Below are 18,298 nucleotides of genomic sequence, written 5' to 3'. Positions count from 1 at the left end.
TCAAACAGATGTCGATCGCGTGAATATTACCGTCAATCCGCCAACACCAACACCAACTCCAACTCCAACTCCAACTCCAACTCCAACTCCAACTCCAACTCCAACTCCGACTCCAACTCCGACTCCAACTCCAACTCCAACTCCAACTCCGACTCCAACTCCGACTCCAACTCCGACTCCGACACCAACTCCAACTCCAACTCCGACTCCAACTCCAACTCCAACACCAACTCCAACACCAACTCCGACTCCGACTCCGATACCAACTCCGACGCCTGCGGAAACTCCCACACCGACTCCGACACCAACACCAACACCAACTCCGACTCCAACCCCGACTCCAACCCCGACTCCAACCCCGACTCCGACACCAACGCCAACTCCGATACCAACGCCAACTCCGATACCATCGGAAACTCCCACGCCAACCCCGACTCCGACACCAACGCCAACTCCGATACCATCGGAAACTCCCACGCCAACTCCTACGGCTGCACCAACTCCGACGCCTGCGGAAACTCCCACACCAACTCCTACGCCTGGGGCGGGCACGGGGGCACCGCCCCTACAGACTCCCAGCCCGAGTCCAATTCCTTCTCCTTCTCCTTCTCCTGCTGCACCAGAGTGCATTTGCGATGCTATTGACTATCCAAATCTCAGCCAGCCCAACCAATTTGACAACACCATCAACGGCAATGGTAGCGGTGAAATTCAGTTTGGTACACCGGAAAATGATGCTTTTTACGGCAGTTCAAACTTGAATATTTTCGATGGAAATTTAGGCGATGACAACCTCTACGGCGGTGAAGGAAACGATATCCTTTACGGCAACCGAGGCAATGATTTTATTGACGGCAACAAAGGAGACGATCGCCTTTTAGGTGGTAAGGGAAATGACTTAATTTGTGGCGGTGAAGGCGAAGATCTCATCTTCGGCAATCGCGGCAATGATTCAATAAATGGTAAAGAAGACAACGACTTAATTTTTGGTGGCGAAGGTGCTGATTTTCTCGACGGCGGCAAAGGTAATGATATCGCTTTTGGAGGCAAGGGAAATGATATTATCTTCGGCAGCGGAGGCGAGGATTCTCTCTACGGCAATTATGGTGATGATACCCTCTGCGGAGGCGTTGGCAATGATTGTCTGACTGGAGGTGCTGGCAATGATTTGCTAGACGGGTGCGAGGGAAATGATACTTTGATTGGCGGTTTGGGGGATGACTGTCTGATTGGAGGTGCTGGCAGCGATCGCTTTTTACTCTCTACCAATTCCGGGAGCGATATTATTGCCGATTTTGAGAATGGAAAAGATTGGCTGATGTTAGGTAATGGCTTGACTTTCGAGCAATTAAATGTTACTCTACTCAGCGGTAAAACGTCTATCCAGTTTGTGCCGACTGGGGAAACTATAGCTGTTTTAAATGGAGTTGCGCCTACCAGTATTAATGCAGCAAATTTCACTTTGATTTAAATTTGTTGTACCTTTCTAGAGGTAGAACCTAATTATCTAGGTTCGGATTACGCACCTTACTCTAAGGTATGTTGTTGCGCTTCAGCGCTCTCTTATATATATATATGAAAAGAGCGCTGAAACGCAACTCGGATTTTTTCCAATCTTATTGAAAATTTTGCCAGAAAAAAGGAAGTTTTACCTATTGATTTTTTCAGATTTTTTGTGGTATATTTTAGATAATGGGAATGGTGACTTGTATTTTAAAATTGCCACTATTCCCATTATTAAATAATACTTTGTTGAACCGTCAAAGTCAAGCATTTGACCCTAAAAAAAAGGGCGATTTTTTTTAATTCACGCAACTAAAATTAATCGACGCCCATTACCAATTCTCCACTACCGTCAATTACTTCACCGATCGCAAACGCACCAATTCCCTGAGATTCAAACCATTTAACAGCCTGCTCGACTTCCCGGCGATCGACCAACAGCACAAAGCCAATACCCATATTAAAAGTATTGAACATATCGGCAGTCGCCACAGAGCCAGCCTCAGAAATCCAGTCAAAAATTGGCAAACTCGGCCAGCTACTGGTGTTAATTTTCACAGATTGATTGGCTCCCAAACAGCGGGGCAAATTTTCCGGCAAACCGCCACCAGTAATGTGAGCCATACCGTGAATTTCTAAACCGCTCTTAATGGCTTCGAGGACTGGTTTCACATAAATTGTAGTCGGAGTCAGCAGCACTTCTCCTAAAGTTTTGCCGCCCAACTTTTCCGGTTGGGAATTCCAATCAAAACCTCGATCGCCCGCAATTTTTCTGACCAAGCTAAAACCGTTGCTGTGCACACCGGAACTAGCCAGCCCCACAGCCACATCTCCCACCCGTACCTGGGAATTGTCAAGCAATTTGCTCTTTTCGACAATTCCCACGCAAAAACCAGCCAAATCGTACTCGCCGGCTTGGTAAAAACCTGGCATTTCTGCGGTTTCGCCTCCCAACAAAGCACAGCCAGCTTGCTTGCAACCCTCAGCAATTCCTGTCACCACCCCAGCTAATTGTTCAGAATTTAACTTTCCTGTGGCTAAATAATCGAGAAAAAAGAGGGGTTCGGCACCGGATGTCAGTACGTCGTTGACGCACATCGCCACCAAGTCGATTCCTACTGTGTCGTGCCGATCGAGATCGTGGGCCAATTTCAACTTGGTTCCCACGCCGTCAGTGCCCGAAACCATCACCGGTTCTTTTAAACCCTCGGGGACGCTGAAAAATCCGCTAAATCCGCCGAATCCGCCCAAAACTCCCGATCGGTGGGTACTTTTGACTGTATTTTTGATGCGATCGACAAAAGCTCTGCCCGCCTCAACATCCACGCCTGCTGCTCGATAATCCATAAGTCCCCCAAATCCATTTGTAAGTTTTAGTTTATTCCCAAGAGTCAGTCGATTTTGGATTTTGGATTTTAGATTTTGGATTGGGGATTGGGGATTTGAGATTAGGGATTGGGGATTGGGGATTTGAGACTTCCAGGTAAGCGCCAATGTTGAACGAGATCTGGATCTGGGATCTCGAATAGGAGTATAAAATTTTTGATTCAAACTGAGATCTTGCACCATTCTCAATTAGCCTTTTATGGACGGGCTCTCCTGCCCATCCCACAAGAAAATTCACTTCTTAAGGAACGGGCTTTGAGCAGCGTTGCTGAAAATGGTGCAAGATGTGAGCTCAAACCAAGTATCCATTTTTAAGCGTACTCAACATTTAATACTTGACAAACAGATTTTTTCAGGCTAATCCTTCGGAAACCATAAAATACGCAAATTTTTTGTAAATTTTTGTAAAAAATTCTGGAATCCTGAAAATGGCTGTAACCACTGCAATTAAAGGATTTTATCAGACAGAGTTCTGAGAAGATCTGAGCAAAATTGCTCAAATGTGTCGAAACAGCGATCCCCAAGCGCAAAAGTTTGTGGTAGTCTGTTGCAGTTCGTTACCAAAACACAAATTGCGGATCGAGTATGAGTTGTCAAAGATCGGGGAAGTTTCAGCCAAATTTTTTTGGGGCTGAAGCATTACAGCAAAAACGCACCCGGATACTTTGCGCTTTGACTCACGGGGGAATGGCGAAGGGATCGAGAAAAATCCTTGACGCCTGCCGCCAAATGGCCAATCCTCCAATCTCGGTTGGCAATGGCTCTTCACAAAAATGGACGTATGAAGGAAAAATTTGTTGGTGGTTTACTCGCTGTCCTGTTAGTTCCTGTGGTAGGAACGGCATCTTCTTGTCACGCACAAGCGACAGACGCTCTGAAGCCAGACTCTCAGGGTTCCAAGCAGCAAGTAATTGCCACCCAACCGTCCCCGCAGTTAAACGCAACTCGGGTAGAAGCACAAAAAGTTGGACAGTATCAGTACCAAGCAAGAGCTGACATTGACCAAGACTCGATCGTCAAAATTCAGCCCCACGACTTGGAGGGGCGACAAGCAGCGACAGTCTACGTGCGAAACATTCCAGTCATCACCTTTCTGAACTCAAGCCAGGAAACCAACACCAAAAGTGGTAGCAGTCAGTTGAAAGTAGCCGGCACAAAAGAAAATTCCAAAGCCGGAAACACTGCCAGCAATTCCAGCAATCACGAACCAGATCCAATGTGGCGGGCATCTAGCTTAGCAGCAAGACTCAACCAGCTAAACCGCAACAACATCGATCCCAACAGCATTACCGTTAAGTGGGAAAAAGGCGATCGCTACATAATCCAGGCAAACGGCGAGGATTTGGTAAGCATCAACGCTCAAAACATCCTCCCCGACACCACGAGCAACTTCAGCCGAGATGCGCTGCAAGTAACCAATCGCCTCCGCCGACTCCTGGGCAACGCCCCACCCTTGGAAGCAGTCGCAGGCCAACCCGAACCAGAACCAGAAGCCCCCGTGCTATCTTTGGGCCCAGTTCAAGTGCGGCTCAGCGGCTGGGCTTCCTGGTACGGCCCCGGATTTGATGGCAACCTCAGCGCCAGCGGCGAGCGTTTCAACCAAAATGCCTTGACTGCTGCACACCGCCACTTGCCCTTCGGCACTCTAGTCATGGTGCGAAATCTTGACAACGGCCGATCGGTAGTAGTTCGGATTAACGATCGCGGCCCCTACGTGGGCGATCGGGTGATTGACGTGTCTGCCGGCGCAGCCAACGTGCTCGGAATGATCAGCAGCGGCGTTGCGAGAGTGGAAATCCAAATAATCGAACCGAAAAAGTAAACAGCAGTTGACAGTTGACAGTTGACAGTTGACAGTTGACAGCACAATAAATAAGTTATCCGCAGTGTAGAAAGCAGAAAGTAGAATAAAACTGACATCTTGGACTCGTCGAGTCCAGATGCAGGCGAGTTTGTTGCTAACATCCGTGCAAGATGTACGATCGAACAAATTCGGACAAACAAAATTCTGCATTCTGCCGAATGCCTTCAGGAGAGTCTACCGGTGCGCCTGTTTACTAGCATTGCAGCACTTCGCTGCTACTTAAATTCACAAAAGTCTGCTGCACCTCACGTGACAGTCGGTTTGGTGCCGACGATGGGAGCTTTGCACGCCGGACATCTCAGCTTGATCCAGCGGGCAAGACAAGACAATGCGATCGTCCTAGTCAGCATTTTTGTCAACCCGCTGCAATTTGGCCCGACAGAAGATTTTCAAGATTATCCCCGAAATTTGGATCGAGACCGGCTGCTGTGCGAACAAGCTGGCGTTGATGCAATTTTTGCTCCCCCAGCCACAGAAATGTTTGGGAACCCAGGGGGCGATCGCACAGCAACCGACAAAACCGCCCCAACACAAACTCAACTTTCATCCTTAACTCAAGTAGTCCCGCCACCCGCGATGACATCGGTGTTGTGCGGCAAGTCTCGGCCCGGTCATTTTCAAGGCGTCGCGACAATTGTTACCAAACTTTTGAGTTTGGTGCAGCCGACAAAAGCTTATTTTGGTCAGAAAGACGCCCAGCAGCTAGCAATTATCCGCCAACTGGCCTGGGATTTTAACTTGCCTGTAGAGATTGTTGCTTGCCCGATCGTCCGCGAAGAATCAGGGCTAGCAATGAGTTCACGAAATCAGTATTTAACAACAGAGCAAAAACAGCAAGCCTGCGCCCTCTACCGCGCGCTGCAACAAGCCTCAAAAACTTTTGCTTCAGGCGACCGAACCTCGACCGCCGCACTCGCTGCCGCCCGCGCTGAAGTCGCTAGAGAACCCGAAGTTAAGCTCGAATACGCCGAACTTGTCGATCCCGACACTCTGATGCCGTTGGAGGTGGTGGAAACAGCAGGACTTTTAGCCGTAGCAGCCAGAGTTGGTTCTACTCGCTTGATTGATAATATAATTCTCAGGAACCGCAGGCCAATTGTGGCGATCGACGGCCCGGCGGGCGCTGGCAAATCTACCGTAACTCGCCAAGCAGCAAAAGCTTTGGGCTTGTTTTATCTGGATACCGGCGCGATGTACCGGGCGCTGACTTGGTTAGCTTTGAAAACAAACACGCCGATGTCGGACGAATGTGCGATCGCCGAATTAATTAGTTACAGCTATTTGGAATACAATCTCGATCCGGCATCTTTTATGCTGAAGATTAACGGCGAAGACATAACCCAGGAAATTCGCAGTTTGGAAGTGACATCTCGCGTTTCGGAAATGGCGGCAATTCCGGCTGTGCGCCAGTTTCTAGTAGATGAACAGCGGCGCTGCGGTATCAAAGGTGGGATTGTGGCAGAAGGCCGCGATATAGGAACTAATGTTTTTCCCGATGCGGAATTGAAGATTTATTTGACGGCTTCGGTACAAGAGCGATCGCGCCGGCGGATGTTAGAACTTAAAGACGCCGATCGGGCTAATATTAGTTTGGCCCAGTTAGAACAAGACATCGCTCTGCGAGACTCCAAGGACAGCACTCGCCCGATCGCACCTTTACGTAAAGCTGCTGATGCTGTGGAAATTCAAACAGATAATCTGACTGTTGACGAAGTTATCGATCGGATTGTCGGCTTGTATCAAGAGAGAACCGGCCCTAAAAGTTAATTTGAAGGCGCTGGGGCGGTTGACAGTTGACAGTTGACAGTTGACAGTTGACAGCTAACAGTTGACCGAAGAAGAGCGACCTCTACCATTAAGTCCGAGGATTGGAGTAATGAATAGTCGGATTTTAATTTCTCCCTCAAAGACTTGGGGCTTTCAACCAATTCTTTCTGGTAACTACCTTCCGGAAGATTGCCACTATTCCTCGTTTTGATCGGTTAGGGGAAATCTCGCTGAAAATTCTTAAACTTGTTAATCCTGCCGGACTTCCCCGCGATCGGTTAGTTGGAGTAAGATTTCTAGGGATAATCTGATTTAAGATTATTTACTAAAGTGAACTAACTGAGATCAACATAAAATCTAGAATTAATTATTCAAGGTGTGAAGGAGATTAATGACGTGATAAATATCAAACGGCTTTTGAGGCGGCGAAAAAAATTAATCGTTGCTTTTCTGGCTGCTGCGGGCAGTTTTTTGCTGGGTGTAACGTTGCCGATGAACTTGCGCGCCAATCAACCAGCGCCACCGAGACAGCCGCAAGTCTTGGCAGTATCCTCGCCAGAACCAAAACTGATATCTAATGTTAGTGGAATCGCAGGAGCGATCGCCCATCGAGTTGAAGTTTCCCAACAAGCCCTAGCTCAACAGCAGGAAACTCGTTTTCAATCATCCCTACCATCCCAGTTTAAAGGTACCATGCTGCGTCAGGCAAAACTGGACGAACAGCACAAGGCGATCGCCCTGACATTTGACGACGGGCCCTGGCCGACAACTACTAAACAAATCCTAGAGATTCTCAAGAAAAACAATATTAAGGCTACATTTTTTTTTGTAGGAAGATACCTGCAAACATATCCCGAACTTGGCAAACAAGTTGCGTCAGCAGGTCACGCGATCGGCAACCACACTTGGAACCACCAATACATTCAATATAACGAAACAACCGCTGCTCGCGAGATCGATCGCACGTCATCATTAATTGAGGAAGTAACAGGCGTCAAAACATCAATGTTCCGGCCGCCAGGAGGCATTTTAAACAATGGATTAGCAGCTTATGCTCAAAAAAGAAATTATGCTGTTGTGATGTGGTCTGCTGATTCTTTAGATTGGCGGACTTCCACATCGTTGATGGACAACGTGATGCGTCAGGCAAATTCGGGTGGCATTGTGTTGATGCACGACGGCGGCGGCAATCGAGCGAGAACAGTAGAAGCTTTGCCGGATATTATTGCTAAACTCAGAAAGGAAGGGTACAAATTTGTAACAGTTCCAGAGTTATTGCGGATGCAAGAACAAGTTTTAAAGAAGCAGGAGACAGCACAAAAATAAAAACATGGGATAGTGGAATTAATCACCATTTTTCCATTTTTGACAAATCGATATATCCATCACAATTAAATAACCTTAGTTCTCATAGAAGAAAGGACTAAAGTCCGAAGGATCAAACCTACTGATATGTTCGTAGTGAGGACTTTACCCCTCATAGAAGAAAGGACTAAAGTCCGAAGGATCAAACCTACTGATATGTTCGTAGTGAGGACTTTACCCCTCATAGAAGAAAGGACTAAAGTCCTCACTACAAACCTACTGATATGTTCGTAGTGAGGACTTTACCCCTCATAGAAGAAAGGACTAAAGTCCTCACTACAAACCTACTGCGCCCGGTTACTATATGGTTCTTGATTGCTTTAATTCCATTTCCCTTTTTCGTTATTCCTTATTCCCCTGCACAAATCGATCGACAGTCGCTATGCTGTTGTAATAGAGCACCAGTCCGATCGCACTTGTCGATCGCGTATCAGCCATGACCCAACGTCTCAGTGCGACAGGCATACCCCCCGCCTTCCCCGATCACACTCAACTCCCAGAATCTGACGGTACTTTTGTGAAAAATTTCCAAGAGCATCCCCAGAGCATTTTGCTCACGGACTCCCTAGAAAGCACGCTGCAAACTCTTCATCCTGACGGACAATATGCGATCGGGCAAGATTGTGGCATCTACTGGCGCGAAACCGACCCACCAGAAAAGGGTGCCGAAGCGCCTGACTGGTTCTACGTCCCTAACGTTGGGCCCCTCGTGGACGGCGAAATTCGTCGCTCTTACGTGATTTGGCGCGAGTATATGGTGCCAATAATTGCGATCGAGTTTGCCAGTGGAAATGGTTCCGAAGAACGAGACAATACACCTTTATCTCGTTTACCAGAAGGTACTACTCAGAAACCAGGGAAGTTTTGGGTATACGAACAGATTATCCGCATTCCCTACTACGCCATCTATGTAATTAAAACTAGCCAACTCGAAGTCTACAACTGGGTGAACGGCTGCTATCAGCGATTGGAACCGAACGATCGCGGACATTACCCGATCGACCGCATGGGTGTAGAGTTAGGCCTATGGGAAGGCAGCTATCAAAATCAGACACAGCGGTGGTTGCGCTGGTGGGATAGTGATGGGAATTTGTTGCTGACGGGGAGCGAGCAAGCTCGACTCGAACGCCTCCATACCGAACAGGAACGACAGCGGGCTGAAGTTGAAAGTCAGCGGGCTGAAGCTGAAAGCCAGCGGGCTGAGCGCGCTGAGCAAACACAACGAGATGCGATTCCCCAACTGCTGGGAATGGGTTTGACTGTCGAACAAGTTGCCCAAGCGCTTTCGCTGTCAGTCGAGGATGTGCAGCGTTTGGGATAAAGCTCTGCTTCTTTCTCCTTAACTATGATAGTTCTTCCAGAATTATTGTGGAACAGGCATCTTGCCTGTTCTTGACTGTATTTTTTGTCAGAAGTTTATGGCAACAACTTCTCCATAAATACAAGACATGAACTATCGTTGTATCTATCAATTGGATAAAAGCCAAGCTTCTTATAAAATTTGAGTGCCTCTGGTTGTCGCTCTTCGTTTGCTAAGTCAAGCCTAATCTTTCGATAACTTGCTGCGAGTGCGAAATCAAAGAGTATTTGAGCCATTTTCCAGCCTAATCCCTGTCCTCGATACTCTTTGAGAAACCACATCCGCTTGAGTTCGCAGATTTCACGATCGAGTTTTCGGATTGCTCCGGTGCCTACAACCTTTTCGCGATCGACCAATACCAAAAATGTGCCGTTATTGTCGAAATAGTGCGATCGCACATTGTCAATATCAGACATGGAATCGTAGCGACTCAACTCATCCTCGGTTAATACGCCCTGCCAAATTTCTAGAGATACCGCCTTAACTACTTGCTTAGCTTGTTCAATTTGATGCTGCCCGATTCGTTTAATCTCAACCATTTGCTTTGCTGTAAATCTTCACGAAGCTGTCGCATACTTAAATTGTATGTTTAGGGCGGGCGAGACGCCCACCCCACAGGACTTTTGTTAAACTTTACCCTACAAGTTAAATGCACTTGGGCTTACGAATTCACACTGAAATCTAAGGGCAAATCTTGCAACTGAGAATCAACCCAAACAGCCGCAGCAACTCCCGATCGCAAAGCAGCTTCAATTTGACCTTCCCCGCACAAATCCCCCGCACACACCAACGGCAAAGTTTCTTGGGCTACCAAACAAGAAACAGGTAAAGGATTCCGACAAAAAGCATAGCGCCAGCGGTGAACCTGCAACCATTCCGGCTGATTCAGCCAAGGGATTAGATGTTCGGAAGCCCGATCGAGCAATTGCTGTCCTACGGTTGGCAAATCAACTGATTCGAGATGGCGATCGGCAAAATCACCGCTACTGTGAACCACAAACACCGGCTGCTGGGAGTCTAGCCGCTTGCTGCTGTCCAAACCAATCCAACCTAAATCAGCATCATCGGGAAAAGCAACCGATTTCCACTGCGGATTTAAATTGCTTAAATCTTGCTGTTTTGCAGCAGGATAGCCAGCCATAACTGTAATGCAAGCGTCGTATTCTACAGAGCGCAATTTGTCAAGAAAATCAGAGGAAAAACCAAGTTCTGTATCCAAAAACATTAAAGCTTGAGGAGCAGGAATTGCCACCACCACAGCCCTAGCAATTAATTCTTGAGGTAGCTCTAAATTGTCGTCGGTAACTTCCAGAGCAAGATGCCACATTTCACTCTCAGTACGAGAAATCGCTTTGACTCGGCGGCCGTACCAAACGTCTAAACCCTCTGCGATATACTTACCGACAGCATTCATCCCAGCAGGTGCGACATAACAAGAACTAGGGATAGATAATATTTCTCCTTGTCGGAATTCTCCCACGCTATCCGTCCAGAGTTGCAGGATCTGCCGATCGACCAAAACATCAATTAACGCCTGCACCGCATCCCCCTGCGGCTCCAAATAGCGAGCTCCGTGATCGGCCCTCGTGCCATGTACGCGGCGAGTAGCGACTCGTCCGCCGGGGCCGCGAGATTTCTCAACAACCGCCACAGAATAGCCAGCCAGACGCAACTGTCGAGCACAAATCAGCCCCGCCATCCCCGCACCGATCGCCACAACATCGAACATAGTTAAACTGTCAGGTATTTTTGATTTACCAATCAGCATAAAGGCTGCGGGTCAAAAGATGCTCTGCACCACAAACATAAAAGCCGAAAGCCGTAGCGGGGCGTAAGCCATCGCCCTCCGCCAGGTAGTAAAATAATCGACAGGTAAGATTAGTTAAAAAAAATGTAGCGATCGGCAACTTCCAAAGCGCGCAACTCAGGGACAATCTAAAATCTAAAATCTAAAATCTAAAATGGTATACGGGAGGGCAAAATCTTGGACGAACTCAGAGCAGCACTAGAATTGACAACAGAAGAAGAATTGCAGCAACTAACCGAACTTCTGTTCAGTCGCAAGTTTAACCCTTTAGATTACGTGCAAACCCCCGCACCCATAGACGTACAAAGTCGCGATCGCGAAGCATGGCTAGATGCCGTAGAACAAAGGTTTCGCTACCTTGCAGCCGACGGGTTGACGGTACTCAGAGGGCGAACCGAACAAGTAACTTACAGACAAGCACTAATTCAAGTTTGCCGCTATCTCAAAATCCCTTATCCCAAACAGTTGTCAACCACCGACTTAGAGGCAGAAGTATTTCTGCATTTAATGGGCCGCACCTGGAAGCGTTTACCCAAAGACGAACAGCAAGCCCTGACAGTGCGCGTACAGCGAGCAATTGTCGATGCTAAACTTTCTGAACCGTTGCCAATTTCTGCTGAAAAAGACCCGCTCGGTTTGCTGTTCAAAGGTGGCAGTGCTTTAGCCGTTAGTTCAATTTTAAAACCCATGTTGCTGAAATTGATGGCCAATCAATTTGCGCTGCACTTTGCTACCTATCAAATGGCCACACAAGTAGCGATCGCAGGGACTGCAACCGCAGCAACCCAATTTCAAAATTATGTCGCAATTCAGACGGCGCGGCGCGGTATGGCAGTCAGTGCTGCTCGTTACGGTGCAACGCGGAGCGTGTTTTCATTGCTCGGCCCGGTGATGTGGACTTGGTTTTTAGCAGATTTGGGTTGGCGATCGATTTCTACGAACTACGGGCGCATTATCCCGACCATTTTTGCCTTGGCTCAAATTCGCTTAACGCGATCGGAATGCGTTTGGGAACTAGCCTAGCGATGTTGGATTTTGGATGGAAGAATTGAATAATTGGGAGTTGGGGTGAATATCAAAAAAACGTGGAAATTAGCTGCAAAACAGACAGCAAAAAATCTCAATTCTCACCTGCAAAAACATCCCGATCGCCGCCTGCAAATCCCTTGGAATTTCGCTCAAATCGGAATTCTAATTTTTCCGACAATTCCGATTTTGGGAGCTTTAGGAATATTCCTGGGATTAGCCGGTACCTGTCAGCAAAAGTTCCGGCAAATCTGCCGCAGCCCGCTGAATCGAGGATTCGCAATTTTGAGCGTGCTGCTAGTCATCACGACGATTTTTGCCAACAACCGTATCGAGGCTGTTTTAGGCCTGTGCAATTTTTGGCCATTCTTTATATTGTTTGCTGCTTTCAGCAGTTTAATTCAAACTCCGGCTCAGTTGCGACAGTTGTCTTGGATAATAGCAATTAGTGCAATTCCCGTAATAATTTTGGGTTTGGGACAGCAATTTTTAGGTTGGAGCGGCATCGATCAATTGCAGCCTGTTTTTGGCTGGGTACTGGAACCAAAAGGCAATCCCCCCGGCCGCATGGCTTCTGTATTCATGTACGCTAATATTTTAGCCTGCTATTTAACAATTGCTTTTATTTTAACACTCGGATTGTGGATGGAAGAAGTCAGTTGTCAGTTGTCAGTTGGCAGGAAGAAGGAAGAAGGAAGAGGGAAGAAGGGAGAGGGGGAGAGAGGGAGAGGGGGAGATTTGCCCAATAACCAATTACCGATTCCCAATTCCCAATTACCAATGCCCAATGCCCAATGCCCAATGCCCAATTCCCAATTCCCAATGCCCAATTCCCAATGCCCAATTCCCAATTCCCAATTCCTATTTTTAAGTTTTGCAGTAGCAGGAAATGCTGTTTGTTTGATTTTCACTAATTCTCGGAATGCTTGGGGATTGGCAGTTTTGGCAGTTTTGGGTTTTGCATTTTATGCGGGTTATAAAAAAATATTAGCTGCGGTTTTTAGTGCGGTGGGTGCAGTGTTTTTGTCGGCGTTTGGCCCGGAACCGCTGCGGCAATATTTACGAATAATTATCCCGGCTTTTTTCTGGGCGAGACTCACGGATGAAATGTTTCCAAATCGCCCGACTGCTACTTTGAGAACTACTCAATGGGAATTTGCTTGGTCGATGGCTCAGCAGCGTCCTTGGACTGGTTGGGGACTGCGAAATTTTACGCCTCTCTATCAAGATAGAATGCACGAATGGCTGGGTCATCCTCACAGTTTGATGTTGATGTTGGCTGCGGAAACGGGATTGCCGACAACGCTTTTGTTATTTGGTTTAGTTGGCTGGGTTTTGGCTAGAGGTGTTTTGCTGTTGGCGAATTGGCCGGTTGCTGGTGTGGATATTAAAGAGGAGCAAATAGCAACTCTGGAAGTACCAGAAAATAATTTAGTTCTCGATCGCAATTCAATATCTACCAGCACAAATCAGGTGGTTTGTCAAGATGTCGAAAATGCCGATCGCCTAATTTTCTTCAGTTATTTATTAGCCTTCGCCGCCTGTACGCTGTTTAACACTGTAGACGTGACGCTGTTTGATTTGCGGGTTAATACTATAAGCTGGCTGCTGTTGGCGGCGATTTGCGGAATAGGGAATCGGGCATCGGGCATCGGGCATGAGTAATTATATCATGTCCGATCGAACGCTCTCGGAGTTTGTAGTGAGGACTTTAGTCCTTCTATGGATGCGGACTAAAGTCCTCACTACGAACCTTTTTTATTATGGTAATCGACCGGGCTTGATATTATTGGTTGTTGGTTATTAGAGCGAACAACTAATAACTAATAACTAATGACTAATGACTAATGACTAATGACAACTGTCAACTGTCAATTATTATTCCACCGTCACCGACTTGGCCAAATTGCGCGGCTGATCCACATCCAAACCTCGGCGCGCGGCAATGTGATAAGCCAACAATTGCAGCGGAATCACTGTCACAATTGGCGACAACAATTCATCCACCAAAGGTACCGGCAAAACGTGGTCAAAAATATCAGCTTCCGCCGCGCCTTGCTTCGGCGTAACGCCAATTAAACGGGCGTCGCGGGCCTTGGCTTCCTGAGCGTTGGAAAGGACTTTTTCGTAGACGCTTCCGGGCATTGCGATCGCCACTACAGGCACTTTAGCATCCAAAAGGGCGATCGGGCCGTGTTTCATCTCTCCGGCGGGATATCCTTCAGCGTGAATGTAGCTAATTTCCTTCAGTTTCAAAGCCCCTTCTAACGCAATCGGAAAGTTAATTCCCCGCCCTAAAAAGATAAAATCTTGGGTTTCAGTAAACTGGTGGGATAATTCCTCGACATACTGTTCTTGAATCTCCAAAAACTTCTCGATTTGGGCTGGTAACTGGCGCAAACCAGTAATAATTTCTGCCAATCTCTCCGTGCTGATGGTTTGCCGCTGGTGCGCCAAATCCAAAGCTAAGAAATAGAAAGCCATCAACTGAGTTACAAAAGTTTTAGTTGCGGCAACGCCAACTTCTATCCCAGCGTGGGTGTGGATAATGTGCGGCATCATGTGGGCGATCGAGCTTTCAGTCCTGTTAGTAATGCCCAACATTCGCGATCGAAATTTATCGGTAAAAGCCGCGCGACGCTGCTGTTCCATCCCCAAAGCAGCCAGCGTGTCCGCCGTTTCTCCCGACTGAGTTACCCCAATAATTAAAGTATTTGCTGTCAGCGGTGCGGGCGCGTAACGGTACTCAGAAGCGTACTGCACAGCCGTGGGAATATTAGCTAACTGTTCCAACAAATATTTGCCAATTAGCGAGGCGTGCCAGCTCGTTCCGCAGGCGAGAATCGAAATTTGTTCGACATCGGCACAAAGTTCTTTTGGCAAGTTGAGATTGATGGGAGAGCCTGGATTTCCGGGCTGCCAATCGCTGTCTAAATAAGTCTCCAAACAAGCTCGAACGACTGCCGGCTGTTCGTAAATTTCCTTGTGCATGAAGTGCTTGAAGCCCTGTTTCTCGACAGAAACCGGATTCCAGCCGAGCAGGCGCGGAGTTTTTTTCAGCCTTTGCCCTGCAAAGCTGTAAACTTCTACTCCCATCGGAGTTAGTCTTGCCAATTCGCCATTTTCGAGGGACAAAACAGCGCGGGTGTGAGATATTAACGCTGGCGTGTCGGAAGCGCAGAAAAATTCGCCTGCACCAAAGCCAATCACCAAAGGAGCTTGCTGTCTGGCGACAATTATTTCGTCTGGAAAATCTGCACAAATCGCGGCGATCGCAAAAGCTCCTTCTAACCGATTTACGGCTTTTGAAACCACGTCCAAAAACGACAACTCAGTAATTTCCTCTGCTGTTGGATCTTGTCCTTCTTCCTTCTTCCTTCTTCCTTCTTCGTTTTTCCTTCTTCCTTCTTGGAAAATTTCAGCTATTAAATGAGGGATAACTTCTGTATCCGTATCCGAGACAAATTTATGTCCCTTGGCTTTCAATTCTTCGCGCAACTCGCGATAATTTTCGACAATTCCATTTTGAACTACGGCAATTCGCCCGCTATTATCTAGGTGAGGGTGAGCGTTATATTCCTCTGGTTTGCCGTGAGTTGCCCAGCGGGTGTGTCCGATACCGATGGGAGCGGGAGAGTCTATCTCTGCTAGTTTTTCCCGGAGGTTGTGCAATTTGCCTTTTGCTCGGATGCAGGTAATTTTTCCTTCGGAGATAGTGGCGAGGCCTGATGAATCGTAACCTCGATATTCCAGTTTCTCCAATCCTGATAGCAAAATCTCGCTTGCTGCTTGCGTGCCGATATAACCAACGATTCCGCACATTTAAAGTACTACTCCTGCTTAGCGATCGCAATAAAACCCAACTTTTATTATTTTTACACCAGTTGCAAAAAAGAATGCAACTGTTGGGAAGCTCCCAACCATGATACTCAGTCGATTTTAGATTTTAAATTTTAGATTTGACTTTCCCATAGAATATGGAAGCTGGAACTAGGATCTAAAATTTTGCTTCCAATCCTGACGCGTCGGGGGCTTGTGTCCGTTTGTTGCTGGTCATCCGAAATCCAAAATCCAAAATCCAAAATTTTATTACCAGAAACAATTGGTTGAAAGCCCCAAGTCTTTGAGGGAGAAATTAAAACAAGACTATTCATTACTCCAATCCTCTTCCTTCGAGGTAGAGGTCGCTCTCAAACTGTCAACTATCAACTGTCAACTGTCAACTGTTTACCTTCTTCCTGTCGCAGAATGCAGATTCCGCGACAAAAAGAGAGGGGGCAATTTAATCGCCCCCTCTCCTGTGCTCGTAACTCGATCGACAGTTCGATCGATATTTAGTAAGCTAGACCCATACTGCGAGTGGTTTCTGCTCCCAGGTAAACCCGGATGCTCAGAAAATCGGTAGGGCAAGCTGTTTCGCAACGCTTGCAACCTACGCAGTCTTCGGTGCGGGGAGAAGAGGCAATCTGAGCTGCTTTGCAGCCATCCCAGGGCACCATCTCCAAAACGTCAGTCGGACAAGCGCGGACGCATTGAGTGCAGCCGATGCAGGTATCGTAAATTTTGACTGAATGAGACATTGAATAAAGGCTCCCAACGAGTCACTAAAAATTTGCTGGCTCTGCGAATTAACAGATTTGACGGCGAGGTGCCACCGCTATAGCCTGCACAGAGAATCAAAGGCTAGTCTACCGCAGTGCTTGGAAGCACTTCGCGAAAAAGCGACAAAACTTCACAGTCGATCGCACTTGGAGTGCTTTGTAACTAGGTTCGATCGTTCGGACTTTAGTCCTATCCGAGTTAGAAAGGACTGAAGTCCGAACGATCGAACTTTTATAAACGACTAAAAGCCTAACTTTTCCAATACGGGCTTTGTGGAAACAATATGTCTGTCGAGTCCTAGTTTTTTCGGCTCCACACCCAAAGCCAAAGCCACCAATTGCGGTAAATGCAGCACCGGCAAACCCAATTTGCGATCGATGACTTTTTCCACTTCCGGCTGGCGCGAATCCAAATTCAAATGACAAAGCGGACAAGGAGTCACCATGCAATCAGCACCGTTGTCAAGAGCATCGACAATATGTTTGCCAGCCATTTGAAATGATTGGTTAGTGGCATAACTCGCCAGCGGCCAACCACAGCATTGCGTCCGTCCTCGATAGTAAACCGGAGTTGCGCCGATCGCCCGAAACACATTTTCCATCGATTCCGGTTGGTGCGGGTCATCGTAAACCAGATGTTCCTGAGCTCGCAGCAGGTAACACCCGTAAAAAGCCGCGCACTTCAAACCCGAAAGCTTTCGAGTGACTCGCTTCTGCACCTCCTCCAAACCGTAATCTGCGACTATTGCCCACAGCAGATGTTTCACCTCCGTACTGCCTTGGTAGGGGGAACAGCCTTGTTTTTCCAGCAAACCGTTGACTTTTTCGAGGTAAGGTCGATCGGTCTTTTGGGATTCCTTGAGGCGATCGTCCACATGACCGATTACCCCTTGACAAGTGCTGCAATGCGTGAGCAAAGGCAGATTTAGTTGCTCAGCCAAGGCAATATTGCGGGCATTGACAGTATCTTCGAGCAACTGCGAATCTTCCTTAAAAGTGCCAGAACCACAGCAGGAAGCTTTTTTGAGTTCCACCAGTTCGATGCCCAAGGCTTGAGTCAGGGCTTGGGTAGACAGGTAAAGTTCGCGGGCGGCCCCTTGGGCGACACAACCGGGAAAGTAAGCATATTTTAGATTTGGGGATGGCATAATTGTTGCTGGTGGGGAGACAAGGCAAGGGACAAGACAGAAGGGCGATCCTCTTCGAGGGCTGCGCTAACGAAGTTGGGATGCTTCCTGTTTTGTTTTCATTCTCCATATCCTTACCTAGTTTTAGCCAATTATTATCGATGAGGATCCAGAATCCAGATCGAGCTGATATCAATTTGTTGAGTCCAGAGAAGTTATTGGCGATCGCCAGGTAAAAGTAATAGTTAAGCGATCGATAAAGCAATTACTGACTTTTGGGCGATCGCATGGCAGTGATTTGGGTAAAAAAGTTAAGCACGATCGCCAGCTCTTAGTCGCGGAAATGATATGATATTAGCATTAAGCAACAATACTTCGGACAGTTTTTAAGCAGCGAGAGTACCATAGGATAGGACGCTCCGGAAGGTTAGGGTGATTTAAAATGAAATTCCGGTCTAAATCTAACTTATCAATAAAGGTGTAAAGTATATG

General features: G+C 47.3%; 15 protein-coding genes. 7 read left to right on the top strand and 8 right to left on the bottom strand.

Annotated features, from left to right (window positions below; genetic code table 11):
* Positions 1-1,471: calcium-binding protein (locus tag QZ918_RS30410; protein WP_293342137.1), on the top strand; the 1,471-nt coding region annotated here is incomplete at its 5' end.
* A gap of 350 nt (positions 1,472-1,821) precedes the next feature.
* Here QZ918_RS30410 and purM read toward each other — a convergent pair.
* Positions 1,822-2,850: a phosphoribosylformylglycinamidine cyclo-ligase gene (gene purM, locus QZ918_RS30405; protein WP_293342134.1), complete on the bottom strand. Its 1,029-nt coding sequence runs from the start codon at positions 2,848-2,850 to the stop codon at positions 1,822-1,824.
* Between the two features lie 751 nt (positions 2,851-3,601).
* Between purM and QZ918_RS30400 the strand changes: the two genes are divergently transcribed.
* Positions 3,602-4,711, top strand: a complete 1,110-nt coding sequence (locus QZ918_RS30400) for a septal ring lytic transglycosylase RlpA family protein (RefSeq protein ID WP_293342131.1) — start codon at positions 3,602-3,604, stop codon at positions 4,709-4,711.
* A gap of 222 nt (positions 4,712-4,933) precedes the next feature.
* A complete protein-coding gene (locus tag QZ918_RS30395; protein ID WP_293342143.1) occupies positions 4,934-6,520 on the top strand; it encodes a bifunctional pantoate--beta-alanine ligase/(d)CMP kinase in 1,587 nt (528 codons plus the stop codon).
* Here QZ918_RS30395 and QZ918_RS30390 read toward each other — a convergent pair.
* Positions 6,517-6,681, bottom strand: a complete 165-nt coding sequence (locus QZ918_RS30390; RefSeq protein WP_293342128.1) for a hypothetical protein — start codon at positions 6,679-6,681, stop codon at positions 6,517-6,519. The two genes, QZ918_RS30395 and QZ918_RS30390, sit on opposite strands and share 4 nt — an antisense overlap.
* A 235-nt stretch (positions 6,682-6,916) precedes the next feature.
* Here QZ918_RS30390 and QZ918_RS30385 point away from each other — a divergent pair, with 235 nt between their 5' ends.
* Positions 6,917-7,846, top strand: a complete 930-nt coding sequence (locus tag QZ918_RS30385; protein ID WP_293342126.1) for a polysaccharide deacetylase family protein — start codon at positions 6,917-6,919, stop codon at positions 7,844-7,846.
* A 475-nt stretch (positions 7,847-8,321) separates the two neighbouring features.
* Positions 8,322-9,206 (top strand): Uma2 family endonuclease, encoded by an 885-nt coding sequence (locus tag QZ918_RS30380; RefSeq protein WP_293342124.1) that lies wholly within the window; start codon positions 8,322-8,324, stop codon positions 9,204-9,206.
* 95 nt (positions 9,207-9,301) lie between these two features.
* Here QZ918_RS30380 and QZ918_RS30375 read toward each other — a convergent pair whose 3' ends face one another.
* Positions 9,302-9,784 (bottom strand): GNAT family N-acetyltransferase, encoded by a 483-nt coding sequence (locus QZ918_RS30375; RefSeq protein WP_293342122.1) that lies wholly within the window; start codon positions 9,782-9,784, stop codon positions 9,302-9,304.
* Between the two features lie 122 nt (positions 9,785-9,906).
* Entirely contained in the window at positions 9,907-10,974 is a 1,068-nt protein-coding gene (locus tag QZ918_RS30370; protein ID WP_293342140.1) for an NAD(P)/FAD-dependent oxidoreductase, read from the bottom strand.
* 255 nt (positions 10,975-11,229) lie between these two features.
* Between QZ918_RS30370 and QZ918_RS30365 the strand changes: the two genes are divergently transcribed.
* Entirely contained in the window at positions 11,230-12,075 is an 846-nt protein-coding gene (locus QZ918_RS30365; protein WP_293342120.1) for a YaaW family protein, read from the top strand.
* A 45-nt stretch (positions 12,076-12,120) separates the two neighbouring features.
* Positions 12,121-13,743, top strand: a complete 1,623-nt coding sequence (locus QZ918_RS30360; protein WP_293342118.1) for an O-antigen ligase family protein — start codon at positions 12,121-12,123, stop codon at positions 13,741-13,743.
* Between the two features lie 213 nt (positions 13,744-13,956).
* Here QZ918_RS30360 and glmS read toward each other — a convergent pair whose 3' ends face one another.
* The 4 genes from glmS to QZ918_RS30340 form a co-directional block, all read right to left on the bottom strand.
* A complete protein-coding gene (gene glmS / locus QZ918_RS30355) occupies positions 13,957-15,900 on the bottom strand; it encodes a glutamine--fructose-6-phosphate transaminase (isomerizing) (RefSeq protein WP_293342117.1) in 1,944 nt (647 codons plus the stop codon).
* Positions 15,901-16,031: 131 nt separating this feature from the next.
* Positions 16,032-16,232, bottom strand: coding sequence for a hypothetical protein (locus tag QZ918_RS30350; RefSeq protein WP_293342115.1), 201 nt, complete (start codon positions 16,230-16,232; stop codon positions 16,032-16,034).
* 180 nt (positions 16,233-16,412) lie between these two features.
* Positions 16,413-16,658 carry a photosystem I iron-sulfur center protein PsaC gene (gene psaC / locus QZ918_RS30345; protein ID WP_015175986.1) on the bottom strand — a complete coding sequence of 82 codons (246 nt, stop codon included), beginning with the start codon at positions 16,656-16,658 and terminating at the stop codon, positions 16,413-16,415.
* A gap of 263 nt (positions 16,659-16,921) precedes the next feature.
* Positions 16,922-17,827: a CoB--CoM heterodisulfide reductase iron-sulfur subunit B family protein gene (locus tag QZ918_RS30340; protein WP_293342113.1), complete on the bottom strand. Its 906-nt coding sequence runs from the start codon at positions 17,825-17,827 to the stop codon at positions 16,922-16,924.
* Between the last annotated feature and the right edge of the window lie 471 nt (positions 17,828-18,298).

Origin of the sequence: Microcoleus sp. CAWBG58 (assembly GCF_020883045.1) — a bacterium.
GTDB lineage: Bacteria > Cyanobacteriota > Cyanobacteriia > Cyanobacteriales > Microcoleaceae > Microcoleus.
The sequence above is the reverse complement of the archived record's forward strand: the minus strand, read 5'-3'. Positions and strand labels throughout refer to the sequence as shown.